17 protein-coding genes, 1 tRNA gene and 1 pseudogene are annotated in these 25232 nt (G+C 67.8%); 8 read left to right on the top strand and 11 right to left on the bottom strand.

Features of this window, described 5'->3' with window-relative positions; genetic code table 11:
- The 3 genes from V6U86_RS13445 (at position 1) to V6U86_RS13455 (ending at position 2467) form a co-directional block, all read left to right on the top strand.
- The gene (locus tag V6U86_RS13445; protein ID WP_334502704.1) at positions 1-1119 is read left to right on the top strand and encodes a hypothetical protein; all 1119 of its coding nucleotides are present in this window, start codon (positions 1-3) and stop codon (positions 1117-1119) included.
- 113 nt (positions 1120-1232) lie between these two features.
- Entirely contained in the window at positions 1233-1730 is a 498-nt protein-coding gene (locus V6U86_RS13450; RefSeq protein WP_334502707.1) for a helix-turn-helix domain-containing protein, read from the top strand.
- A gap of 137 nt (positions 1731-1867) precedes the next feature.
- Positions 1868-2467, top strand: coding sequence for an ATP-dependent Clp protease proteolytic subunit (locus tag V6U86_RS13455; protein WP_334502709.1), 600 nt, complete (start codon positions 1868-1870; stop codon positions 2465-2467).
- A 49-nt stretch (positions 2468-2516) separates the two neighbouring features.
- Here the strand turns inward: V6U86_RS13455 and V6U86_RS13460 are convergent, their stop codons facing one another.
- Positions 2517-3845, bottom strand: coding sequence for an esterase/lipase family protein (locus V6U86_RS13460; protein WP_334502712.1), 1329 nt, complete (start codon positions 3843-3845; stop codon positions 2517-2519).
- A gap of 336 nt (positions 3846-4181) precedes the next feature.
- On the opposite strand from V6U86_RS13460, the gene V6U86_RS13465 reads away from it, so the two are divergent.
- On the top strand, positions 4182-7472 hold the full coding sequence (locus V6U86_RS13465) for a hypothetical protein (protein ID WP_334502714.1): 3291 nt from the start codon (positions 4182-4184) through the stop codon (positions 7470-7472).
- A gap of 52 nt (positions 7473-7524) precedes the next feature.
- On the opposite strand, the gene V6U86_RS13470 is transcribed toward V6U86_RS13465, so the two are convergent.
- The 4 genes and pseudogenes from V6U86_RS13470 to V6U86_RS13485 all read right to left on the bottom strand — a co-directional run bounded on the left by V6U86_RS13470 (position 7525) and on the right by V6U86_RS13485 (position 10761).
- A tRNA-Arg gene (locus V6U86_RS13470) sits at positions 7525-7600 on the bottom strand.
- 200 nt (positions 7601-7800) lie between these two features.
- A pseudogene (locus V6U86_RS13475) lies at positions 7801-8935 on the bottom strand (IS110 family transposase).
- 356 nt (positions 8936-9291) lie between these two features.
- Positions 9292-10443: a hypothetical protein gene (locus V6U86_RS13480; protein ID WP_334502716.1), complete on the bottom strand. Its 1152-nt coding sequence runs from the start codon at positions 10441-10443 to the stop codon at positions 9292-9294.
- A gap of 6 nt (positions 10444-10449) precedes the next feature.
- Complete coding sequence (locus tag V6U86_RS13485; RefSeq protein WP_334502718.1) at positions 10450-10761, bottom strand: hypothetical protein; 312 nt, start codon at positions 10759-10761, stop codon at positions 10450-10452.
- Positions 10762-10822: 61 nt separating this feature from the next.
- On the opposite strand from V6U86_RS13485, the gene V6U86_RS13490 reads away from it, so the two are divergent.
- The 4 genes from V6U86_RS13490 (at position 10823) to V6U86_RS13505 (ending at position 16508) form a co-directional block, all read left to right on the top strand.
- Positions 10823-13171 (top strand): TOTE conflict system archaeo-eukaryotic primase domain-containing protein, encoded by a 2349-nt coding sequence (locus V6U86_RS13490; protein ID WP_334502721.1) that lies wholly within the window; start codon positions 10823-10825, stop codon positions 13169-13171.
- A gap of 94 nt (positions 13172-13265) precedes the next feature.
- Positions 13266-13832: a hypothetical protein gene (locus V6U86_RS13495; RefSeq protein ID WP_088986564.1), complete on the top strand. Its 567-nt coding sequence runs from the start codon at positions 13266-13268 to the stop codon at positions 13830-13832.
- Positions 13833-13973: 141 nt separating this feature from the next.
- Entirely contained in the window at positions 13974-15236 is a 1263-nt protein-coding gene (locus V6U86_RS13500) for an ATP-binding protein (RefSeq protein ID WP_088986565.1), read from the top strand.
- Between the two features lie 549 nt (positions 15237-15785).
- Positions 15786-16508, top strand: a complete 723-nt coding sequence (locus V6U86_RS13505; RefSeq protein ID WP_334502731.1) for an ElyC/SanA/YdcF family protein — start codon at positions 15786-15788, stop codon at positions 16506-16508.
- Positions 16509-16559: 51 nt separating this feature from the next.
- Here the strand turns inward: V6U86_RS13505 and V6U86_RS13510 are convergent, their stop codons facing one another.
- The 6 genes from V6U86_RS13510 to V6U86_RS13535 form a co-directional block, all read right to left on the bottom strand.
- On the bottom strand, positions 16560-17324 hold the full coding sequence (locus V6U86_RS13510) for a CGNR zinc finger domain-containing protein (protein ID WP_334502734.1): 765 nt from the start codon (positions 17322-17324) through the stop codon (positions 16560-16562).
- Between the two features lie 5 nt (positions 17325-17329).
- Positions 17330-18337, bottom strand: coding sequence for an aldo/keto reductase (locus tag V6U86_RS13515; RefSeq protein WP_334502736.1), 1008 nt, complete (start codon positions 18335-18337; stop codon positions 17330-17332).
- A 312-nt stretch (positions 18338-18649) separates the two neighbouring features.
- Positions 18650-19975: a UDP-glucose dehydrogenase family protein gene (locus V6U86_RS13520; RefSeq protein ID WP_334502738.1), complete on the bottom strand. Its 1326-nt coding sequence runs from the start codon at positions 19973-19975 to the stop codon at positions 18650-18652.
- Between the two features lie 8 nt (positions 19976-19983).
- Positions 19984-20943 carry a GDP-mannose 4,6-dehydratase gene (locus tag V6U86_RS13525; protein WP_334502740.1) on the bottom strand — a complete coding sequence of 320 codons (960 nt, stop codon included), beginning with the start codon at positions 20941-20943 and terminating at the stop codon, positions 19984-19986.
- A 195-nt stretch (positions 20944-21138) separates the two neighbouring features.
- Positions 21139-24117, bottom strand: coding sequence for an AfsR/SARP family transcriptional regulator (locus V6U86_RS13530; RefSeq protein ID WP_334502742.1), 2979 nt, complete (start codon positions 24115-24117; stop codon positions 21139-21141).
- Positions 24118-24652: 535 nt separating this feature from the next.
- Positions 24653-25117 (bottom strand): hydroxyisourate hydrolase, encoded by a 465-nt coding sequence (locus V6U86_RS13535; RefSeq protein ID WP_334502744.1) that lies wholly within the window; start codon positions 25115-25117, stop codon positions 24653-24655.
- Positions 25118-25232 lie beyond the last annotated feature (115 nt).

Consider the following 25232-nt stretch of genomic DNA (forward strand, 5'->3'; position numbering starts at 1 on the left):
ATGCTGGACGAACGCCAGATCGGCGACCTGATGCTGATCGAGATCGAAGCCGCCGAGCGACCCTCCGCCGTGCTGGACGTGGAGCGCGCGATGAGCACCGCACGGCGGCAACGCCGCCGCGCCCACGGAGCCGGTGCCGCGTTGCTGGCGGTGGCGCTGACCGTCGGCGGGCTCACCGTCCCCGAGCTGCTGACCTCGGATCGCCCGCCGACCCCCGCCCCGATCGACGCGGCGCCCGCCGATGGCCCGACCGGCCTGCCGGTCGCGCTCACCACGGTCGACCCGCAGCGGGTGTACGTCCGGTTCGGCTGGCTGCCGGACGGGCTGCGCAATCTGCAGTACCAGGCCGGACTGCTCCTCTCCGGTCCGGGCGTGTACCTCAGCGCGTCCAACGCCCCCGGCGGTGACCGGTGGAAGGGAGTCGCGGTCACCCTCTATCCGAAGGGGGTGCAACCTCCGGCCCCACAGCGGGACAGCGGCGAACCGGCCCGGCCCGGCAAGATCACACCCGGCCCGGAACTGAACGGCGGCACCAGCAGCTTCGCCTCCTACAGCGGGGCCGAGCAGCCGGAGGCAATCCTGCGCTGGCGGTACGCCCCGGACGGCTGGGCACAGCTCAAGGTGGTTGGCGGCGAAGCCGACGTCCGGAGCACCGCGGCCCGGGTGGCCAGGGCGCTGCGGTTCGGCGACGAGCCGACCCCGATGCCGGCCACGGTGGCGGGTGTACCGGCATCGCTACGCGTGATCACCGTCGACGTGCAGGAGTCGCTGGACGAGCCGCACGACTGGTACGCGTCGACCACCTGGTCACCGCAGTCGATCACCGGCGATCCTGGTCAGCGGCGGGCTCGCACGATGACGGTGAGCATCTCCCGCTACCGGAACATCACCGATCCCACCGACAACAAGTACGTCGAACCCAACACCACTGTCGCCGGACACCCGGCACGGTTCGGCGGGCAGAACGGCAACGAGTCGCTGACCGTCTACGACGTGAACGGGGCGGACGTGACGATCGACGACAGCGCCCTCCTCCCCGCCGGTGGCACCCGGGCGCTGTTCCCGAGGGTCACGCTGGTGCCCCAACCGACCGCCTGGCACACCCACCTGTACCGGTGAGAGCCCCGGGCCTGCGCCGTCGGAGCGGCGCGGGCCCGGGCGGGTCTGCCCGAACGGCCGGGGACGGGCATGATGAGGGTGTTCCCGACGACGACCGCGAAAGTGAGGCCGGCATGTCGTTGCTGCGACGAGTCATCGGCGGAGTGCTCCGCCGCCACCGCCAGCGTCAGGGCCGCACGCTGCGCGAGGTGGCCGCGTCGGCCGACGTCTCCGTGCCCTACCTCTCAGAGGTCGAGCGGGGCCGCAAGGAGGCCTCGTCGGAGGTGCTGGCGGCGATCTGCCGAGCGCTCGGCATCAGCCTCGCCGACCTGCTCGGCGAGGCCCGCGACGACATGCGCCGGGTCGAGCCGCGCCTTCCGGCCGCGCCGCGCGCCGCGCTCACCCACCTTGAGCGGGTCGATGCGACTCGGCGGGAGATCGGCAACGCCACCCTGCTGGTGGGTCCACGTGTCAGTGGGTTCGTGCTGCATCGCGGGTCGATCGCGAGCGATCCGACCCTCAGCGTTCACGAAAAAGCCTCCGCTGGTGGCTCCCGCCCCGGTCCGCGTACCGTCGCCCTGGCTGAATGCGCACAGACCCGGCTGGGCCTGCGGCGGCTGACCGTCGCGTAGGCCGCGCGGGTTCTGCCGTCGGCGGATCTGCCGGCGGCAGAATTACTGGGCTCGCCACCGTCGTGCCCCGCACGCTGGAAGGGCCGGTCCACCGGGCGGTCCCCGCCGCCCGCCGGCGCGGCGGAAGGCGGCGGCACATGGTCGGGTACGGCGCACGAATGCTGGACGGCGGGCAGCCATCCTTCGGTGATCATGTTTTCGAGCGGCTGCTGCGCGAACGGATCGTCTTCCTCGGCACCGAGGTGACCGAGGAGTCGGCCAACCAGATCTGCGCGCAGATCCTGCTGCTCACCGCCGAGGACGCCGACCGGGACATCTACCTGTACATCAACTCGCCGGGCGGTTCGGTGAGCGCGGGGATGGCGGTCTACGACACGATGCGCTACGTCCGCAACGACGTGGCGACGCTGGCGCTCGGCTTCGCCGGCTCGATGGGGCAGTTCCTGCTCTGTGCGGGTGCGGCCGGCAAACGGTACGCGCTGCCGCACTCGCGGATCATGATGCACCAGCCGTCCGGTGGGATGGGCGGAACCGCCTCGGACATCACCATCCAGGCGGAGAACATGCTGCACGTGAAGCGGACGATGCAGGAGTTGACTGCCCAACACAGTGGACGGACGCTCGACGAGATTCAGCGGGACTGGGATCGGGACCGTTGGTTCACGGCAGAGCAGGCCCGCGAGTACGGCCTCATCGACCAGGTTGTCACCCGAGCCGAACAGCTGCCGACGCTCTGATCAGTGTCTGGCGGCTGCCGCATCCCCACCTCCTTCCGGCTGCGACACCTCAACGCACCCGGTTCAACTCGTAGACCCGGGACTCGACGCTCTCACCGTTGAAGAAGACGTTCGCACTGTCCCGGAATGCCCGCACCGACCCGTCCGTGCTGCGGTCAAGGGCCTCCGCGGCCGGCAGATACGCCGATCCGATGGCGTGATTCTGCCCGATGGAGCCGAACTGGCTGTCGAACGTGACGGTTGTGTGGTTGGGCCGGTCCGGGTTGTCGCTGGCATCAAGGTGCGGCACGATGTCGTGCGCGTTCTCCAACGCCAGGACCTGCACACCCGGCGGAATATCGGTGTTCCCGATCGGGGAGCCGAGAGCAACGACGTGGGTGACGTTGTACGGAAAGACGCCGCCGGTGGTGTCGTGCGCGGCCTGCGCGGCGACCATCCCACCCTGGCTGTGCCCGACCAGCATCACCGGATCGGACGCGCCCGCCCCGGCCAGCTCCAGTGCCCGGCCGATCGCGTGCTGCCGGGCCGTGGTGTCTCCGCCAAGCACGTGCACGCTGGTACCCATGTCGTTGAGAAACGGGCTGAACTGACCGCCGGGGATGTTCATCTCCTTGGTCCCCGGAATGTCGGCGACATAGACCTTGGTGCCGTCCGGGGTCGTGATCACCCGGACGTCGATCTCGTCGGGCTTACCCTGGTTCGCCTCACCGTTGCGGTAGTCGAGGCCGCTGATCAGGTCGCCAAACCCGCGCGGCGGTACGGTCATCGACCCGTCCGAGGTGTCGATGTTGTTCCCGGTGCCGTTGACGTCGGGCGCGGTGGTGGTGAAGGTGCCGTCCTCGTACCAGTCGCCGAGCAGGTCAGCCGCCCCTGGCACGTCCCCGACCATCGGTGCCCCCGGCACGCTGCTGATCAGACCCGGCGCCATTCCGACCAGGAAGTCGATGATGCCGGGATGCTCGGTGATCAGCTGCTCCCAGTCGACGTGATCGCCGACGAGCGCCCCGGTGGCCACGATGGTCGACGCGAGGGCCAGCACCATGAGCGGGTTCGGGGCCGCCGCCCGGAGCCCGATGCCGAGTCCGAAGCCCAGGCTCCAGCGAAGGGTGTCCATCGTCCGGGCCTGCGTCTCGTCGACCGCCTGGTGGCAGGCGACGATCCCGCCCCCCTGGACGCTCATCACCGCCGGGGCGATGTGCGACGAGCTTGCCCCGCACGCCATGGGTAGGACCAGCACGCTCGTGGCAACGAACGCGGCGGCCACCTTCCGCCCCCGCTTGCTCATCAGACGCGCCTGAGACCGTCGCCCCTTCTGCTCCTGGGAACGCTGACGGTCCTCAACCGTACGAATAAATTGGGCGCATCGGTTCCCGGACATGATTCGGCCCTCCTTGTCATCGCGCAGGCGACGGGGTTGAATTGCGACGCAGGGCAATTCGCTGCGTCGTAATTCAAAATAGGTGGGCCGATGTTCGAGTGACAGAAGCTAGTTCCAGAGTTCGTTACAAATGACCCCGCCTCTCGGCGTTGCCAACTCCGTAACGAACTTCTTGACAGTTTTTCCTCGGTGCGGCTACGTGTGCGCGCGCGACAGGAAATGGTGACGAATCAAGAATGACGGACGCCTGGGGGCTCCACAGCAATTGATTTCGGCTGGTTGATCCGCGCCGTCTGGGCGATGCCGCCGGAGGAAAGGTGCCGCATACTGTGGGACGTGAACGCCGCGCGAGGCTCGGCCCAGGCAAGACCGGTTGAAGATCAAATCGCCGATGAGCTGGGCGCTGTCGCCCAACGACTCGTCGGGGGGGTCTTCACTCCAGGCGACGAGCGGTCGGTGCCCGCACTTAGCGCACTGGCCCAGCGCCACTTCTCGGATCGATGGCCCGAAGCTGTGGGGCCCGAGGACGAACGCGCCGTCGAGGTCGCGCAGGCAAAGAGTGCAGTGCTGGCCGACATGCTGCGCATAGCGGCGGACCGGCTGGAAAAGCACTTCGGCAACATCACGGCAGAGGAAGCTGCGCTTCGTCTGTTCAACCTGGACGGCGGCGGGACGTCCCGACCCGACATCACGCCCGTGGTGGTCTATGGAATCTCTGGACGGCGTTTCTCGGAGGTACGGGATGATTTGCTGGCGCGAGCAGGGTTCACCGAGAAGCGGCACCGCCCTTCCGACAAGATCAGGGCACTGAGGCAGAGTCTTGCCCGAGTTCTGACCGACCCGGCGTTCCCGTTCAAGCCGGTAGACAATATTCGAACGGCGACCGCCTTGGCAGTACGGTCGACGCTCGAGGACAAGTACGTGCCCCGCTCCGAATACGAGGAGTTGATCCGGCGGCATCGTGATTCGGGTTCGACGTGCATTTGGCTGTGGGGAGACGCTGGTACCGGAAAGACCAGGCTGGCCCGGGCCGTCAACCGGGATCGACTGGTTGAGCGGGCAGTCCCGGTCCTGACGCCCGCAGATCAGAAAAGCTTCGACGACCAGATGGCGCAGCTCGTTCTTCAGTCGGGCGTCAACGGTGGCGAAATAAATGCAGTCACCGTGAAAGGGCTGTTCATCGCCCAACTCGGCAAGGGAAAGCTGCCGAAAGCCCTTGTCTTCGATGAGATGCCCGACGATGGCCTCGCCGACACCCTCGGGTCCGTGGCACACGGATCCTTTCTGATCTTCACGAGTATCAGACGACCAGCGCGGTTCAAGGGGTCAACCCTCGAGCTGCGGAGCATGGCGATCGCGGAGTCAGAGCAGATGGTCCGGTCCCGGCTGCCAGGCGCACAGGACAGCGACGTCGAGCGTCTCGTGGCCATGCTCGCGGGGCGACCGCTGGCGATCGAACACTCCTGTTCCTTCCTGCGCTCAACCGGGATGTCCGTCCCGGAGTACTGCCTCGCGCTGACTGACCAGCCGGCGCGCATCCTCGACCTCGCCGGCAACCCCACCGGTCGAACCCTCACCAAGGTCTACGAGCTGACTCTCAGTGGGCTCGCTGGCTCACCCGACACGCTTCGCGCCCTCGACTACATCCTGTTCACCGAGCCAGGCGTCCTTACCGTCGACATGCTGGCCTTCCTCTGGGCAGACAGCGTCACGATCCGCTCGCCTGAGATGGCGCAGGCAGCGTTGCGCTCGATGAACAGCCATGTCAGGTCGACGCTCGACGCGCACCACTGGCCGGGGGTCGAGCTCCAGAAACCCGCGCAGATCGCCTACGTCGACCCTGCCTCGACGGCGATCCTGCGCGGCGCGCTCCTTGAACTCGCCGATTTCGGAATAATCCGGTCGGAGCGCGACCAGATCGTCGTGCATCAGCTCACCCGGACGATCCTGCGCGAGTTGCGGCGTGATCAGGCAACGAACGTGTACGAACGGATACGCAGCACGGTGGACGAACTACTCAGCATCGACCAGTGGGAGCCGGGCGAGCCGCTCATGGCCGACATGCTGCCCTGGGCACCCCACGTTGTTCGTGCTGTCTCACCGTTCGACGTCGAGGCCGCAAACGCGGTCGAATCAATGTCCGTCAACGAGGTCAAGCGCGTGGCTCGGCTCGGGGCAATGCTCGTTCGCGCCTACTGGCAGACCGGCATCTCAATCAACGTGGCCATGAACTCCGTCAAGCACCTGTACGCCATCGTCGCGACTCGCACCCTCTGGACGGGGTACAACGATGAGGAACGCAAGCAACTGTTCTCGCGGTTCTTCGGGTTCTACAACGAGATGATGACCGTGGCCATCATCGATGCCGGTTTCAGCCGCAAGATGGACGGCGCCTTCACCCTGACCGAGGTATCAGCCGAGCAGCGGCGGCAGGCTAGCGGCATCCGTCTGAGGTACGACACCGAATGGGAGTTGTCACACAGCCTCGTCCGCTTCGAGGACAGCGACAAGCCGTACCGGGCTCCAGCCCTCGACGGCTTCGACCTGGAGCGCACCAAGGGCAGCGCGGACAACGCCATGTTGAGGTCACGGGCCTACTACGACCAGTGTCGGTGGCGGGACACTATCGCCGCCCTTGAGCACGCCTTCACCTGCTACATCCGTATTGGCGGAGACCTCGGGGCAGTCCGGGGTGCGATCGATGCCGCGCGTCGGCTCGCTCGTACTCACCTGCGGGCAGGGCCGGCAGCAGTTGAATCGGCAGCCACGCGAATGGCACATCTTGACCAGGCTGACAAGTGGTTGGACGAAGGGCTGGAGGTGATGCGCCGGCGGTCGTTGGCGCTGGTGAACGACAAGCCCTCACGCTTCCTCTTGTACGACAAGTTGCTCGAGGCGCAGTTCGTGCAGGTGAGAACGGAAATCGCACTCACCCGGCAGCTCATGGCCTGGGACGACGACCCCGACCTCGACGAAGAGCGCCTGCCCGAGACGGTAGCGGCGTTCGTGACCGAGCCGTACCGTCTCGCAAACGGCAATCTCAGCGACTATTCACGCTTGCAGGAGGCGGAGCAGGCATTCGAGCTGTTGCAGCGGATTCGCGGGCTGCGCCTGGTTCCTGAGCTTCGGATGCACCTCGTCCGACTGCATATGATGGCGGCGGACCCGCGCGCCGAGCAACACATCGGCAACCTCCGAGACTGGTTCGCGCGCGACCAGCTAAATTATCAAGCTGACCTACTTGCCACGCAGGTGTTGACTCTCTCGACGTCAGCGACAGCTCTTCTGCTCATGCCCGACGGCCTGGACCTTCTGTCACAGACCGAACATCTGAGCGACCAGGCACACGAAGAGATTCGAGCGGTACGCGAAAACTCCGCCGCAGTCGCAGATCACTACTATGCGGCCGCCCACGGGATGCGCACTCACCGGAACCCGTATTGGCATGCCCGCGGTCTGGCCGCGGCGCTCATCATCGGCATGGTGTCCGGGCGTGAACGAACCTGGATCGACGGCGTGCGCGCCGAGCTGGAACGGGCCGCGACAGCTATCGGGCGAACTGACTGGGTTGAGCGAGCCAATGCCTACGGCGAGGCCAATGGCGGGCTGTGGCTGCTCGGCTACTGACGCCACGAACCTACGCACCGGACGTGACTGGAGAGATCTCAGAGCCTTGCGCTGGTGCCCCCGGCAGGATTCGAACCTGCGACACACGGTTTAGGAAACCGATGCTCTATCCCCTGAGCTACGGGGGCGCGAGGGCCCAGTCTAGCGACCTGAGGGTTCACCTGGGGTGGCAGGGAGTGGCCCACGTTCACCCGCGTCACCCTGACCTGGGTTCACCCAGCCCAGGACCACAACCGGAGCACACGAACCCCGGGTTGCGACCGGCGGTCGGCCGGGGTGACCCGCGTTGGCACCGGTTCACCCAGGTTGGCATCCGCTAGAGGAGTCTCTACGCGAGTTCGCATGGCGCCAGCTCTGCTGATCTTGGTCGTTTGGGCTGGTAAGGGGTCTTGTCGCGGATACAGGCCCAGAGGACGTTGAGGCGTTGTCTGGACAGGGCGGCGGTGGCTTGGCGGTGGGTCTTTCCTTCGGCTCGTTTCTTGTCGTAGTAGGCGCGGGATCGTGGGCAGTGGGTCAGGGCGGTGAAGCTGGACATGCTGAACACCCGGCGTAGGCCCCGGTGGTAGCGGTGCGGCCGAACCTGATGACCCTGCCTGCGGCCTGAGTCGCGGGAGATCGGCGCGAGTCCGGCGTGGGCGGCGAGGGCGGCGGCGCTGGGGTAGGTGGTGAGAGTGCCGGCGTGGGCGAGGAACTCGGCGGCGAGGGTGGTGCCGATGCCGGGGAGGCTGGTGACGATCTCTCCCAGCTCGTGCTCGGCGACGATGCCGGCGATGGTTTCCTCGATGGCGGTGATCCGGTCGTTGACCGCTTCCAGGTCGGTGGCCATCTGCGCCACGATCCCGGCCGCGGTGGCCTCTCCGGCGACCGCGACGGTCTGCGTCCGTGCGGCGGTGAGGACGTTGGCGGTGAGTGCCCTGGCGGCCCGCACGCCGTGCTGGCGCAGGTAGTCCAGGATGCGGGCCTCACCGGCATGGCGCAGCCCGCCAGGGGTCTGCCACTGCGTGAGGAGCTGGAGCGCACCCTTGCTGCGCAGGTTGAGCGCCTTCTCCAGGGCGGGGCTGATCATGGCCAGGAGGTCCTGGATGCGGGCGGTGATGCGGACTCGGTCGGCGACTAGGTCGAGGCGGCGGGAGACAAGCAGCTTCAACTGCTGCTGCACCCCGTCCGCGAGGGTGAGGGTCGGTAGATCGCCGCGCATGCGCAGGGTCTGAGCGATGGCGTAGGCGTCGTGAGCGTCGGTCTTGCGTTCGCCGTGGAACGCCTCCGCCATCCGCGAGGCGACCGCGCAGGTCGACCGCCCAGCGGATCGGCTTGCGGCGTTTACCGAGCCGCCCGACGATGCCGGAGATCGCGTGCTGGTCGTTGGGGATCTTCTCGGACATCACCACGGTGCCGTCGTCGTCGATGACGTACATGTGGTGGTGGGTCTTGCCGACGTCGACGCCGGCCCACAGGCTGCCCATCGGGCATCACCCTTTTCGCTCGTGCTGGTCAAGGGGCGTGGACCCGCCGCGGTTCAGTAGCCACAACTTCGGAAAGGGCGATCGGTCGCAAGTCTCCATCCAGTGCTGATACAGCGGTCATCAGCGAGGGTCGGGGCGTCCTACTCCAAGCTGGCCATGACTTCGGCAGCACACACCCAGACAGTCACCCGGCCCTCCGGGTCCACCCTTTAAACGAAGCTGTTCGATTTCCGGTTGCGGGTCCCAACGGACACCAGAAGCCCAAGCCGCCGCTATCAGGGGCGTCGCGCCGGGGACGCCGGGCTGTCCACGATCTTGCGCGCCACGGTGATGGTCACTGGGCGGCGAACCACGCCTTAGGTGTGGAGGCCTGCGACGTCGAGGCGTTCGAGCAGGCTGGGCTTGCGGGCGTGCGCCGCCCGTAGCTCGGCCAGCCGGTGCTGGAACGACGAACTGTCCTCGTCGCGTTCGCTGAGTTCGCGCAGGTCGACGAGGAGTTGTACGGCGGTGTCGTACTCGCGGGGTTTCTTCGTGGCGATGAGTTCATCGACCTGCTGCCAGGCGGCGGGTTGGTCGACCGCGAGGGTGTCGAGGTGCCGTTGCCGGGCGGCTGCGGCGGACCATTCGCGGCGAATCCGGTCGCGTTCGCGCTGCTCGGCGTCCCGTCGTTCCCGCACGGCGCGCAACTCCGCGGCGGTGGCGAGCAGTTCCCCGGCAGTGCGGGTGGCCGTCGGGGTGGACACGTCGGCGGAATGTGCATCGCGGTAGCGGCGCAGCAGTCGGCTGCGCAGGTGGCTTTCGCCGCCGGTGATCAGGTCGGTCATGATGGCGTCCTTGTCCGGGGCGGGTAGACCGACGACCCAGGTGCGTAGTTGCGCAGCGGTCGGTTCGCCGGAGGTGGCCGGCGCCGACCCGGCCGCCGCAGCCGCGATCAGGTCGGGGTCGATGCGCAAGAACTCGGCGATGGCGGTGAGAGGCGCGTCGAGGGTGCCCAGTCCGGCGGGGACGGGCGGCTCGGGCTCGTCGTCGGCGATGTCCTCGGACTGTACGCAGCGCAGCCACGCCAGATAGAGCAGGCGCAGGTCGCCGGCGGCGAGGCCGGCCCGGACCGGGATGATGGAGGTGAGCAGACCGCGGCCGTCGAGGTCCCACTCGTCGGTGCCGTCCTCGTCCTCGTCGTGGAGGTCGATGATGACGTGCTCGCCGGCGGTCCACGTGGACGCGCTGTCACCCCGGCAATACTGGGCCACCGCGCCGGGGTCGAGCACGTGTTTCGGCAGCCGCAGCATGAGCCGCCGGGTGCCCCAGTTCGCCAGGTACAGGTGCGCGTCGAAGTACCGCTCCATCAGCGTGCGCGGGTCGCCCTTGAAATCGCCCCACTCGTAGGTGTTGACGAAGCTGGTGGCGGTGATGTCGGCCCGGGTGGACAGCGACCGCAGCTCGGCCCGCTCGCGGCCGGTGAGGGGTCGGTCGACGGCGGTGAATTCGTAGTACTGGTACTCGCTCATCGTGGCCTACCTTCCGGCCCAGTGCCGGTAGGCGTCGATCCACGCGGCACCGTCCGGCATAGGGGTGGGTAGCGGCAGGTCGAGAAGGCCGACCCGTTGCCGGTGGCGGCCTCGGGCGCAGACCGCGACGATGCTGTCCGCGGTCAGCTCGACCTTCCGCACGGTGACCTCGACGCCGAGGACGGTGGTGGTGAACGGCACCGCCAGATGCTCCTTGATCATGGCGAATAGGCCGGCGCGCTCGTCCTCGTGACCGTCCGTGTCGACGGTGGCTTCCTCGATCATCGTCTCCAGTGCGGCGGTCCCCTTCGATGCCATCGGCGGAGGATAGCGGACCGGTGCCGGGTTGTTCGGAGCCCGATGCGCGAGGATGGTCGGCATGGGTTCGGTGGCCGAGTTCGTCGATCTTCGGCGGGAGGTGGAGCGGTTACGGGCGGAGAACGCCCGGCTGGGGCGTCTGCTGGAGCTGCGCGGCCAGGACACGACTGCGGCGCCGGAGCAGTTGTCCGCTCCGGTTGAGCCGCCAGGGCTGGTCACCATGGCTTCGCCGACCCGGGACAAGCTGACATTGTTCACCGACCGGTTCCGGGCCCGAGCCGACGTGTACGCCGTGCGGTGGGACAACGCCCGTACCGGCGCTGCCGGGTGGATGCCCGCGGTCGCCGGCGGTTGGCGTAAGGGTATGGACCGGCGGGGTGCCACCTACCTGCCCCGCACGACGGAGGTCGTCGCGGCGCATCTGGTCGGCGACGTGTTCATGGGCCTGTACCCGCTGATGCCCGGCAACACCTGCCACTTCGTGGTGGCCGACTTCGACGGGCCGACGGCGATGCTCGACGCCCTCGCGTACGTGAAGGCGGCACGGGCCAGCGCGGTGCCCGCCGCGTTGGAGATCTCCCAGTCGGGCCGCGGCGCCCACGTGTGGGTCTTCTTCACCGGCGCTGTTGCCGCCGCCACCGCACGGGCCGTCGGCACCGTTCTTCTCCGTGAGGCGATGGTGCTGCGTGGGTCGATGGACCTGCGGTCGTACGACCGGCTGTTCCCCAACCAGGACGTCCTGCCCGAGGGTGGCTTCGGCAACCTCATCGCCGCGCCCCTGCAGGGACGCCGCCGCAAGGACGGGCTGACCACCTTCCTCGACCTCGGCACCCTCGAGCCGTACGCCGACCAGTGGGCGTTCCTGTCGACGCTGGACCGGCTCAGCCCCGGCGACGCCGAACAGGTCGCCCGGCAGGCCAAGCAAGCCGCAACCGGTGCCGACATCGCCACGATGAGCCGGTCCGCCGCGACCCAGGTTCATCCACCGCTACCTCCGGTGGTCCACGCGGAGGCAGGTGCCGGGCTGAACATCGACGCCAGACAGCTCACCCCCGCCGCACTGGCGACGTTCAAGCACGCCGCCGCCATGGCCAACCCGAAGTTCTACGAGCTGCAGCGACTCCGCAAGTCCACCTGGGACACCCCACGCTTCATCCAGGGCTACGACCTCACCCTTGATGACCGCCTGGTCCTCCCGCGGGGCCTGCGGCACACCATCACCACGATCGTCGAGCGCGTCGGATCCCGGCTGGCAGTCACGGACGCACGAAACTCCGGGACGGAGATCGACACCGCGTTCACCGCCGAACTCACCAGCAGGCAGGCCACTGCGGTCGGCGCACTTCTTGCCCACGACGACGGGATCCTGGTCGCCCCACCCGGCTCCGGCAAGACCGTCATGGCCTGCGCCGTGATCGCCGAACGCAACACCTCCACCCTCGTCCTCGTCGACCGTAAAGCCCTCGCCGACCAGTGGCGCACCCGCATCCAACAGTTCCTCGACATCAAGCCCGGCCAACTCGGCGGCGGCCGACGCAAGCTCACCGGCACCGTGGACATCGCGCTGCTGCCCTCCCTCGCCCGGCGCGACGACGTCGCCACCCTGACCCAGGGGTACGGGCACGTCATCGTCGACGAATGCCACCACCTCGGCGCCGCAGCCTACGAGCACTCGGTCAAACGGATCGCCGCGCAGTTCTGGCTCGGCCTCACCGCCACACCCACCCGACGTGACGGCCTCGGCCAACTCGTCACCTGGCAACTCGGACCCGTCCGCCACACCCTGACCGACGAGGAACAAGGCACCCTCGCAGCCGCGATGCACGCCGACGCCGGACCCCGTCGAGCGCTGTTCATCCACGAGACCACCTTCCAGCCCGGCGACGTCGACCTGGACGCGCCCGGCGCACTCGCCGAGGTGCACCGACGGCTGGCCCTCGACGAGCCCCGCAACACTCAAATCGCCGATGACGTCGCTGCGGCCCTGGCGCGCGGCCGCAACTGTCTCGTCCTGACCCGACGGGTCGCCCAGGTCGAGGCACTCACCGCTCTACTCGCCGCACGCGGACACCAGTCGCTGGTGCTCCAAGGCGCGATGAGCACACGCGAACGACGGGCCGTCGTTGACCGGCTCGACGGCGCCAAGGCCGGTGAGGGCCTGCTCGTCGTCGGCACCACACCGTTCATCGGTGAAGGTTTCGACGCCCCCGCCCTCGACACCCTCTTCCTCGCCGGCCCGATCTCCTACGACGGCCTACTCGTCCAATGCGCCGGCCGCGTCATCCGCGCCGCACCCAGCAAGGACCTCGCCGAGGTTCACGACTACCACGACCCGGCCGCACCCATCCTCGCCGCCTCACTCCCCCGCCGCATGCCCGGATACCGGGCCCTCGGCTTCACCAGAACATGAGTGCATCCCATCGCGATCACCATGACTGGTCCGCCGGCTCCAGAGATATGACGAAAGCCAAGCGTGCTGGGCCAAGCCTAGTAGGCTAACGACCGTGGGCCGGTTCTCCGAGGATGAGCTGCACGCGGTTGTCTCCCGGTACGAGGCGACGCGGGCGCAGGCGTTGACCGAGCGGGACGAGCAGCTGCGGGCGTTTCACGCGGCCGGCTGGCGGCCGGTGGATCTGCAGCGGGTCACCGGATACAGCCGGGAGACGATCCGTCAGGCGTTACGGCCGGAGGTCCGGCGGGCGACCAACATCAGCCGACGCCGGACATCACCCCAACCGCCGGCGGACTACCGCCCCTACGGCGACCGGAAGCCCTACGTGGTGGCCGAAACCCTTACCGCGCTGCGCGGCCCGACCGAGGGCACGGTGACGCTTCCGCGTCATCTCGACTGGTCCGGGCACGCCGAGTACGACCTTGACCGGCCCGCGCGCCTGGCCAGCATGTACAAGGTGGTCCTCACCGGAGCCAGTACCGTCGAGGACCTGAACACCTGGCTCGACGCCGACCTCCTCCGGCGACTCTGGCCCACCCTCTGGCTGCCACCCCTACTCCGCCAACGCTGGGAAGAAACCTTCCCCGAACTCGCCGCGACCGGCAGCAACGCGGCATAGCGGTGGACCCCTTCCACGAACGTCCCCGCCCATGTGGTCCGCATATCGAACACCAGATCACCGCATAGCGAACGCAGCTAACGCCGCAAATCGAAAGACCGAGCCCTCGCAGATCGAAAATGCGTCCGCTATCATGACACCGTGCCCACCTCGCACCTGATTCCCCGCCGCGCCGCCGCGCAGGTCAATGCTGCTCTGGCGGACACCCGCGTCGTCTTGATCAACGGGCCACGGCAAGCAGGCAAGAGCACCCTGGTACGCCTCGTTGCCGGCGATCGTCTAGCCGAACGCCGCGATCTTGATCGGGCTCAGGACCGGGCAGCGGCTATCGCCGATCCAGTCGGGTTCGTGGACTCCTCCGAGCTCCTGGTCATCGACGAGATCCAACGCGCTCCGGAACTCCTGTTGGCCATCAAGGCTGCGGTCGACGAGGACCCCCGTCCGGGCCGGTACCTGCTCACCGGATCGTCACGGCTGTTCGGCATGGTGGCTGCACCGGACGCGTTACCCGGCCGGATGGAGACCGTGGAGCTCTGGCCGTTCTCCCAAGGCGAACTCGACGCAGCGCCGGACGGATTCGTCGACGCCGTCTTCGCGCTCGGCGCGGACCTGCGCCACGAGTCGGACGTGACCCGCTCCGACTACGCGGCCAGAATCGTACGCGGCGGTCTGCCCGAGGCCACCACCCGCACCGACCCACGCCGCCGCCAACGATTCCTCGACGCCTACGTCCAGGCGCTCATCGACCGCGACGTCCGGCAACTGTCCGACATCCAGCACAAGGGCGAGCTCCGCAAGCTGGTCCGCCTCCTCTCGGCCAGATCCGCGAACATCATCGCCGCCAACTCCCTCGAATCCGCCCTCGGACTGAGCCGGCCCACGATCGCCCGCTACCTCCAAGCCCTGGAAGAGATCTTCCTGGTCAAACGGATCCCCGGCTGGTCCCGCAACCTGGGCACCCGCACCACCGCCGCACCCAAACTGATCTTCGTCGACTCGGGCATCGCCGCCAACGAGACCGCGACCGACGCCCGGGCACTGCTCCGGCCGGGCGCACCGTTCGGCCCACTCCTCGAGTCATTCGTCCTGTCCGAACTCTCCCGCCAGCTCACCTGGTCCGAGCAGCCCGTCGACCTCTCCCACTACCGCGACCAGAGCAGGTACGAAGTCGACGCGGTGCTCGAGAACAGATCTGGCCAGGTGGTCGGAATCGAAGTCAAGGCAGCCACCACCGTCCGGCCCGACGACTTCCGCGGGCTACGCCGCCTCGCCGACCGGCTCGGCGAGGACTTCATCGCCGGCATCGTCCTCTACACCGGAACCTCCACGCTGCCGTTCGGCGACAGGCTCCGCGCAATGCCGGTCAGCGCCCTCTGGCAGGTTTCCGCCTCGACAACAGACTGAGCCCGCTCACCAAGTCGCTCCTCAGCCCCTCAGGGCTACCGAAGACCGAAAGGCGTGGCCTGCTGATCTTCAGCAAGCGATCGCAGCGAGCCCGCGAAGCGACCGGCACGCAACGGGGGACGATAGGGAAGCCGCAGGTCATCGGCCTGCGGACACCGGCGGAGCATCGTCTTAGGAAACCGATGCTCTATCCCCTGAGCTACGGGGGCGCGAGGGCCCAGTCTAGCGACCTGAGGGTTCACCTGGGGTGGCAGGGAGTGACCCGCGTCCACCCACGTTCCCCGGACCCCTGTTCGCCCAGGCCAGGACCACAATCAGAGCGCACGAAACCTGGTCTTGCGACCGGCGCTCGACAGCAGCGGCCCGCGCTGGCACCGGCCGACCCGGCCTGGGAGCGCCGCTTCGCGGGCATCGAAGATCGACGGCGTGTCCCGTCCCCCTACTATCGTGGGCACCGCCACGGCCAGCACGACATACGTGCTGAAATGGAACTACTCAATACCGAGTAGAGTCCATGGTTCGAACTACAGGATGAGGCCGAAGGATTTGATGAGCCCGAGCAGCACGACTCCTCGGATCGCGAGGGAAGACGACCTCGCGGGCTTCACCGCCGGCCAGTTCCTGGCCGTGACAAAAGCACTCACGATGATTCTGGCTCTTCCGCCGACGGCCGCCGACCACGTCGATGCGCTCGTCATCGCCAGCGGCCAGGGCGAGGAATGGCGCTTCACCCACGCGATCCGCAGCTGGGAGGCGAACCTCGATCTCCGCTACCTCCTGGTGGCCAACGGCAACCCGACCGAGAAGACCTACGTCGAGATCACGCTCAGCTATCTGCGCAGCCTCGGTCTCCGGCGCGTCGGAGGGGTCCACGTCCAGGCCGAGCCGGCTCCCAACACTGCCCTGCAGGCCGCGTGGATCGTCAACCAGGTCAAAGCCCACGGCATCACGAGCCTCGCACTCGCCGTCTCTCCCTACCACCTGCCCCGGGCCTACCTCACGCTCCTCAAAGCGTTCAACGTGGTCGGCGTTCGCATCCCCATCATTCCGGTTCCCGTGGCCGTTCCCCCGGACAGACTGGTCCCGGAGACCGGAGCCACCGCCTACGATCTCGTGCCCGGGGAAGTGAAGCGCATGCTCACCTACGCGGACGAGGGGTGGATCGCAACACTCGAGGAGCTGCAGCAATACCTGCAGTGGCTGTGGAGTCATCACGAGCCGCTCCTCAGAGGAGGGTCGCGAAGGTCTGTCGGAGATGGCGTGACGGCCTGACGTCCATCGAAGGGGAGGGCAGGGCGGCTCGGGTGCAGCAGCGCCGACTGCCTACGAGCGCGGGGGCCGGGCGGCGCGGCGACGTTCGGTGAGCCGTCGCGCCTTTACCGCGTTGCCGCAGTCCGCCATGCGACACCAGCGGCGGGAACCGTTGCGGCTCTGATCGAGGAACAGCCAGCCACAGCCACCTTCGAGCACCGGGCAGCGGCGCACCCTTGTCAGGTCGGCCGTCAGCATGACGTCGAAGGCGGCCTCGGCTATCCGGTCGGGCACCAACATGGCCGGCACCGTGCCGTAGGCCAGCCGCACTCGCGACGAGCCGAGCACGAATCTTGCTCGGGCGGCCGCCCCGGACCAGTGCTGGTGTAAGGCGACCAGTGCGGCGCCGGCCGCGATAGGGTCACCCGCCGTACCACCGTCGGCGTCAACGATCGCCGCAAGCATTACGAGGTGCAGCCCTTCACGGATGTCCCGCACGGCGGCCAGACCGGCGTGCGCCGCCGCGGGCTCGTCGCGCCACGCAGCGCCAACCTGGTCTGCCTCGGCGTCGTTGATGACGCCCGCCTGGACCGACCAGCGCAGCAAGGCGGAGCTGTCGGACAGGAAGTCGTGCGGTGAATCGCCCCCTCGCTCGAGTGTGTTGACCAGGTCGAGCACGGGGTGCCCGCCGACCATCGGTAGCTGACACACGTCGAGTGGCATGGCGACAAGGCTACCACCTAAACCGCCGAAGGCGGTTATCCTCTGGCTCAAACCAGGGCTGGGCAGCCAAGTCCGCCGCTTGGCCATTGCAATGACGATCGCGTAGGCCAGCACCCTGATCACGAGGCATGGGCGCCGGCGACGTCCAGTCGCTCGACGTGTTCGGCGTCGAGCATGACGTCGAGCGCCGACATGGCGGCCGCGTACTGGTCCAGGGTGCGCGGCCCGATCAGCGGCACGATGCTCGGCGACGTCTGCTGCAACAGCCACGCGAGCACCAGCTGGTTCGGCTTGACCCCCAGTTCGGCGGCGACCGCGGCGAGCCCCGCGAGGCGTGCCTCGGCATCCGGGCCCTGGTACGGATCCATGACGTCGTGATTTCGCCGCTTCTCCGGGTCGTCGTAGACCCCTTTGAGGATCGGCGAGTACGCGACCAACGTCAGGTCATCGTGCGTCCGCAGGTAGTCGAACTGCTCGTCGTCCACGATGGACTTGTGACTGAGCCCGGCACGACGGCGGAGGTAACTGTGTTGTTGCTGTACCGCGACCGGTGCCGGCCAGCCGTGCCGGTCACAGAGCTGCCGGATGCGCTCCAGCCGCCAGGTGCGCACGTTGCTCCAGCCGACGTACCGTGCCTTGCCGGCGCGCACGATCTCCGCGAGGGCGGAGAGCGTCTCCTCCAGTGGCGTCGACCGGTCGTCGACGTGCACGTAGTACAGGTCGACATGGTCGGTGCCGAGCCGCCGCAGGCTGTCGTCGATGCCCCGGCGCACCGTTTCGGGGCTCGCACCTTCGAATCGTGCCTGGACCTCTTCCCACGTCTTGCCCCGCGCCTCTTCCGGATCGGATAACCGCGCACCGCACTTGGTAGCGAGAAAGATCTTGTCGCGCCGACCGCCATGGGCGAGCCAGCGGCCCAGCAGTTCCTCACTCTCGCCACCGGTGTTGCCGGGGGACGGCCACCACGCATAGCAGTTGGCCGTATCGACAAAATTTCCCCCGGCGTCGAGGTAATGGTTGAGCATTTCGAACGACGACGCTTCGTCGGTCAAGGTCCCCATCAACATGCACCCGAGAGCGATCTGACTGACCTGCTCTCCCGTCCGCCCCAATTCCACAGTTCGCATAGCCAAAAAGCTATCTTCTCAATTCTGCTCTACGTCAACCCGTTGGGTTACTCGAAAGCAGTTTCGTTCATACATTCCTGTGGGGCAGTGAAGAACGGCAAACAGCACCGCTGCTGGAGCGTGACGATTGGCCGGCGGCCCACACGGGGGCACATCGCGGTTGCCGCCGGCGGTTACCACGCTGACTCAGGTGACCAGCGCCCGCGTCGATGGCACGGTGGAACATGCCGACGGCGACGCGTGGCTGGGTCAGCAACTCGACGCCGTCAGGCACGTCCGCGACGCGGGGTGACGCAGGCTGGTGCGAAACACTCAGCTCTGGAGCACCGGGCGGCCAGGCGCGAAGTACTGCCACCCTGCCCCCTGCCACTCCCCGGCGTTGAGCAGGTGCCGCCCGTCCACAACGTTGCGGCTCTTGACTTCCTTGCCCAGGACCCGCGGATCGAGAGTGGCGAACTCCTGCCAGTCGGTCAACAGGGCCACCGCGTCGGCGCCGCGTGCCGCGTCCAGCGGGCTGGTCGCGTAGGTCAGGTGGGGGAAGGCCCGCCGCGCGTTCCCCATCGCGCGCGGGTCGTAGACGGCGGCCACACCGCCCTCACGGCTGATCAGCTCGGCCACGTGCAGCGCGGGCGAGTCGCGGACGTCGTCGGTGTTGGGCTTGAAGGCGGCGCCCAGCACTGCCACTCGCCGCCCGGCGAACCCTCCACCGCACTGCTTGCGGAGCAACTCCACCACCCGGTCGCGGCAACGCAGGTTCACCGCATCGACCTCAGCCAGGAAGGCCAGGGCGTGGCCGACGCCGAGGTCGTGGGCGCGGGCCTGGAAGGCGCGGATGTCCTTGGAGATGCAGCCGCCGCCGAAGCCGAGCCCGGCCTTGAGGAACTGCTCGCCGATGCGCGGGTCGCGTCCGAGCGCTTCGGCGACGACGGTGACGTCGGCGCCGCTCGCGTCGCAGAACTCTGCGATCGCGTTGATGAAGGAGATCTTCGTGGCCATGAAGGAGTTGGCCGCCGTCTTGATCACTTCGGCGGTGGGCAGGTCGGCCACCACCACCGGAACGCCCGCATCGATCAGTGGCGCGTAGACCTCGCGGAGCACCTTCTCGGCGGACGTGTCCGCCACGCCGAGCACGAGGCGATCCGGGCGCAGGGTGTCGGCCACTGCCGTGCCCTCGCGCAGGAACTCCGGGTTCCAGGCGACCGACACCTTTTCGCCGTCGGGCACGAGAACGCGGAGCATCTCGGCCAGGTGGGCCGCGGTGCCGACCGGCACGGTGGACTTGCCGACGACGAGGCAATCATCCGCCAGCGACGGTGCCAGCCCCTCGATGGCCGCGTGTAGATGGCTGAGGTCGGCGGCGCTGGCGTCGCTGCGCTGCGGCGTGCCGACGCAGATGAAGTGCACGTCGGCCGTCGCGGCGTCCTCGTACGACGTGCTGAACCGCAATCGCCCAGCAGCGAGATTGCGGGTGATCAGCTCGTCCAGCCCAGGCTCGAAGAAGGGCACCCGGCCGTCTGCCAGCGCGGCGATCTTTTCCGGGTCGATGTCGATTCCGATGACCTGGTGCCCCAACTCGGCCATACCGGCGGCGTGTGTGACGCCGAGATACCCGCAGCCCAGCACGGAGATCGTAAGCACTGTGCCTCCTATTTCCAGTCCGCTGATGGTTTGCTGGCGGCCGCTACCGTCCGCCGTAGACCTTCTTCGAGGGCGACCTGTGGCCGCCAACCCAGTTCCCGTTCTGCTCGACTGATGTCGGGGCAGCGCTGCCGAGGGTCGTCCGCGTCGGCCTCGATGAACTTCAGAGGTGACCGGCTGCCGGTCACCTCGAGGATCATCTGAGCCAGGTCGCGGATGGTGACCTCGTGGACGTTGCCGATGTTGACCGGCCGCCCGTAGTCGCTCTCCGCGATCGCCAAGAGGCCCCGCGCGGTGTCCTCGACGTAGCAGGGCGAACGCGTCTGGTTGCCGTCGCCGTGGATCGTCAGGGGGACGCCGTCGAGGGCCTGGGCGATGAAGCCGCAGATCACCCGACCATCCGGCCGCATCCGCGGCCCGTAGCTGTTGAAGATGCGCGCGATGCCCACGCTCACACCGTGCTTCGTGCCGTAGGCCGTGGTGAGAGCCTCGGCGTACCGCTTCGCCTCGTCGTAGACCGATCGGGCCCCGATCGGGTTGACGTTGCCCCAGTACTCTTCGTCCTGCGGATGCTTCAGCGGATCGCCGTACACCTCCGACGTGGAGGCCAGCACGAAGCGGGCTCCACACCGGTGTGCGATGCGCAGCGCGTTATGTGTGCCTTGGCTGCCGACGAGCAGGGTCTCGATCGGCAACCGATAGAATTCGGGAATCGACGCCGGCGACGCCAGATGCATCACGAGATCGACTGATCCCGGCGTGTCGAATTCCTCGGTGACATCCGCCTCCACGAGTGTGAAGCCCGGCCGGCCCATCAGGTGCTCGACATAGCTGCGGTGTCCGGTGGAAAAGTTGTCGACGCCAATCACCTCCACGCCGGAGGAGAGGAGCTGCTCGCAGACGTACGAGCCGAGAAACCCTCCACCGCCGGTGACCAAGGCTCGTCGGAATCTGCTGGTTTGCGGCACGGGAACCTCCTGTCCGGGTCGAAAGTGGGTTGGACCTCGGCCACGCAAGGCCTTATCGCACCGTCGCGTCAATGCTGTGACGGCTGAACCCACTCTCCGGTGGGATGAACGTACTGTCGGCCGGGTACTCTGCACGCGGCTCGACCGGCACTCAATGGGCCCCTGTGCCTACGGCTGCGACCGACGGGCGCTACTTCAGACAGCGGGCGGTAGGGCAGCCTGTTCACGCAAGCCATGCCGCCCAGCCGCCTCATCGCGGATCTGCCCGAGCAGCTCGTCGGCCTCCAGTCGGCCCAGCAGTGCGTGGAACTGGTCGAAGATCCCGAGGGCCTGGGAGGCCCACTCCAGCGCGGAGGAGTAGTCCCGTCGCGCCCGGTGCACCCGCGCGAGCGCCAGGCAGAATCGCGCGGTGGCGAGCCGGTCGCCATTGCGACGGGCGATGGCGTACCCGTGGTTCAGCGTCACCGCCGCCTGGTGATGTTGGTGCTGCCGCAGCTTCACCAGACCGAGCCCGTGCAGCACGTGCGCCTCGCCTGCCCGGTCGTGGCCTACGCGCACCAGTTTCAGGGCCTTGGTCAGCTCTTCCTCGGCCCGGGTGAGGTCGCCGTCCTCGAAGTGCAGTTCGCCGAGCCGGTGCAGCACCATCGCCTGGACGCGCGTGCTGTTGACCTCCGTCACCTTCCGCAGCGCCTCGGCCAGCAGTTCGGCGGCGGAGCCGCGCTCGCCCCATTCGAGCTTGATGCGCGCCATGCCGCTGAGGACGTGAGCGGCGCCCGCTGCGTCGCCGAGCGGATGCAGCGCGGCAAGGGCCTCGCTGTAGCGCGCCCAGGCTTGATCGAGATCGCCGTGCACCCGGTCGAGGAAGGCCAGGTGCCGCAGGGCGAGCGCCCGGCCGCGGGCCTGGCCGATTTCGTCGAACACCTCAAGCGCCTGGGCCAGCCGGGCGCGAGCGTCGTCGAAGCGCTGCTCGACGATGTCCACCGCGCCCAGCGAGTACAGCATCGCGGCAGTGCCGAGCCGGTCGTCAGCCTGCCGCGCGGTGAGCAGGGCGATCTCGTGTGTGGCCCGCCAATCGTCGAGGTAGCTGCCGGTCTCGAAGAACGCCACCATGGTGATCGCAAGATCCCAGCAGTAGTCCGGGGCACCAGCTTGGGATGCCTGGCCCACCGCGGCCACCGCAGCGGCGCGCTCGCCCTCGAACCACATCAGCGGATCCCGCAGCAGGTCGTGAACGAGGTGTCGAGGCAACTCCCAACGCTCGGCCCGGCTGTGGATGACGGTGTAGTCGCCGCCGTAGAGGATGCGGTGCGCCTCGTCGGCGAGGAACAGCCACGCGCCGAGAAGACGCCGAGCGGCCTCGAGCCTTGCCGGCGCGGTTTCCTCGGCCGCCAGCCGCTCACGGGCGTACACCCGGACCAGGTCGTGCAGCCGGTAGCGGGTGTCGACGCCGAATCCACCCACGACTTCCAACAGCTGTGCGTCCACCAGCGCATCGAGTGTGTCCGACGCGGTGGTCACGTCGATGTCGAGCAGCGGCGCTGCGGTCCAGCTTGGGAAATCATGCGTCTCGAGCAGGCCGAGGCGCCGCAACAGCCGCTGCGCCTGCTCGTCGAGACCCTCGTAACTGATCGCGATGTTGGTCCGCACATCGAGGCCACCGTGCGCCAACTCGTCCAGGCGCCGGCCCTCGTCCTCAAGTCGCTCGGTCAGCTGCGCCATTCGCCAATGCGGACGAGCGATCAGTCTCGCCGCCGCGATCCGCAGCGCCAGCGGTAACCGACCGCACAGGTCGACCAGGCGTAGCGCCTCGCGCGGTTCGGCGGAGGCTCGCTCCGTGCCGACCATCCGCGTCAGCAGTTCGACGGCGTCGCGCTGTTCGAGCGCACTCACCTCGACCAGCCGGGAGCCGGGGATGCCGGCCAGGCGGCGCCGACTGGTCACGATCACACCGCAGCTGGGGCTGCCCGGCAGGAGTGGGTAGACCTGCCGCTCGTCGACGACGTCGTCCAGGACGATCAGCACCCGGGATGCGGCGATCTGGCTTCGGAAGGTCGCCGCGCGCGCCTCCAGCCCCTCTGGTATCGATGACCCGGGCATGCCGAGCGCGCGGAGAAAGCCGTCGAGGATCTGGGAGAGACCGCCGCTGTGCGACCGCTCCGGGCCCAACCGACTGAACAGTTGGCCGTCCGAAAATTCGGCGGCCAGCTCATGGGCCAGATGCACGGCGAGGGTCGTCTTTCCAGCACCGCCGCGGCCGGTGATCGCCAGGACCGGCACGGAGTCACGGTCGGAATGCCCGCTGCCACGGCGCAGGAAGTCGGCCAGCTCCGTCACGAGCTCGCCGTACCCGGTGAAGTCCGGTATGTCGGCGGGCGTCATCCGGGGCACCGAGGGTACCGGCTCGATCGGATTCGGCCACTCCGGCTCCACGGCCGGGCCGGGCTCGAGGTCCCCGTTCAGGATGGCCCGTTCCAGCAGCCGGAGCGGCTCACTCGGCTCCAACCCGAGGTCGTCGATCGAGGCTTGCCGCGCCGACCGGTACGCCGCCAGGGCCTCCGCTTGCCGACCGGCCCGGTACAGCGCGGTGATCAGCTGTTGCCATAGCCGTTCCCTCAGCGGGTGCTCGCTGACGAGCGCCATCAGTTCATCGATGGTCTCCCGATGCCGGCCGAGGTGCAGCTCCAACTCGAGGCAGTCCTCGACGACGGCGAGCCGCCGTTCGGCGAGCCGGGTTGCCGCCGCCTCGACCAGCCGGCTGTCCACGCCGCTGAGCGGAAACCCGCGGTACAGCGCCAGTGCCTGCCGAAAACCCGAGGCAGCGTCCTCCAGCCGTTGCTCGCGTAGCGCCGCGCGGGCTTCGGTGAGGAGATCGTTGAAGATGTGCAGGTCCAGCTCACCCTCGGCGATTCTGATCTGGTAGCCCGCCGGGTTGGTGATGATCCGATCGTCGAGACCGGTGTCTCGCAGCGCACGTCGTACCGCCGATATGCAGATCTGAATCTGACTTTTGGCCGTCGATGGAGGCGATTCCTCCCATACCGCATCGATTAGCCGCCCCAGCGGGACCACATTATTGGCCTCCAGTAGCAGCATGGCGAGCACTGTCTGCTGTCGGGAGGCGGTGATGCTGGCGTTGAGAACGTGCAGGGGTCCAAGGATGCGGAAAACCAGCAACTTTCCTCCCCGTCGCCCAAGCTTCCCCCCGTCGACAACGACACATCGCCGGCCCAACAGCGCCCCCGGAGCTGGCCGGAATGATCGTTTGACGCCCCGCATAGGAGAACGTTTTCCATCGTAGCGAAGCATGCAGGCGGGCACCAGGCGAGATTCGGATCGGCCGATGTTTTAGCGCGAGTATGAGATGGCGTGTTGACCAGGTGCAGGTGAACGTGCGGTGGAGTGATTCGGCGGGTCACGCCGGCGAGGGCAGCCCAGCAGGTGATGGCTTCGAAGCGCACAGATGGCGCTCACAGTCCCGTATGAGCCGATGACAGAGGGTGCATGCCGACGAGGGTTCGCTCGACGACCCGCAGACGCGGGCGGGCAGCAAAGCCGCAGGACCGCACAGGCCCTGCCGCATCCGCGCCTTGGCCCGCGGGGGCGGCGTGCCCACGGCGAGCAGACATTGTGCACTCGGCCCGATTCTTCGATGGACGACCACCACGCAATCCACGAACGACCCGCTCAAACACGCTCGCCGACCGGCAAGCTATCCACGTTCTCCGTAGACGGCGAAGCCCGCCGTGTTGAGGTAGACGGCCATCCGTAGGTCGAGTTCGATCTCGCGCACCTGGATGGACACCGTGAACTCGCGATACTCGGCGACCGTGCCGAGCCCGGCGAAGTAGCTGGAGGGGTCGAAGGTGAGCTGATGCGCGCCGCGCCTCACCTGAACTTCCTCCAGTGCCGGCAGCCGGCCGTCATTGGCCGTGAACCCGGACATCAGTGGCGCCCAGCCTCGGTCGTCGCGGCCGTCCAGCCGTACCAGCACGCCCGGAACAGGCCGGCCCGACGCGCAGTCAATAATGCGAACACCAATCATTTGACATCCAGGTCCTTCTATTCCGGCGGTGCCTCGCGTGAGCGTACCCCTGGCCGCTTTCACCTCGCTATCGGATCGCCATGCGCCTCCTCCTGGTGGGACTAAGCGCAACGAGGACGGATCGACAGCCATCAGATATCAGGTCGACAGCGGGCGCTGGTGAACTCGGTTCGTAGCCGAGATCGAAGGGGGAGCGAGATCATGAGCCGTGACACCAACTGGGGCTGAAAAATTGGGCGAAGCGTCC

Source organism: Micromonospora sp. CPCC 205558 (assembly GCF_036902955.1).
Lineage (GTDB): Bacteria > Actinomycetota > Actinomycetes > Mycobacteriales > Micromonosporaceae > Micromonospora.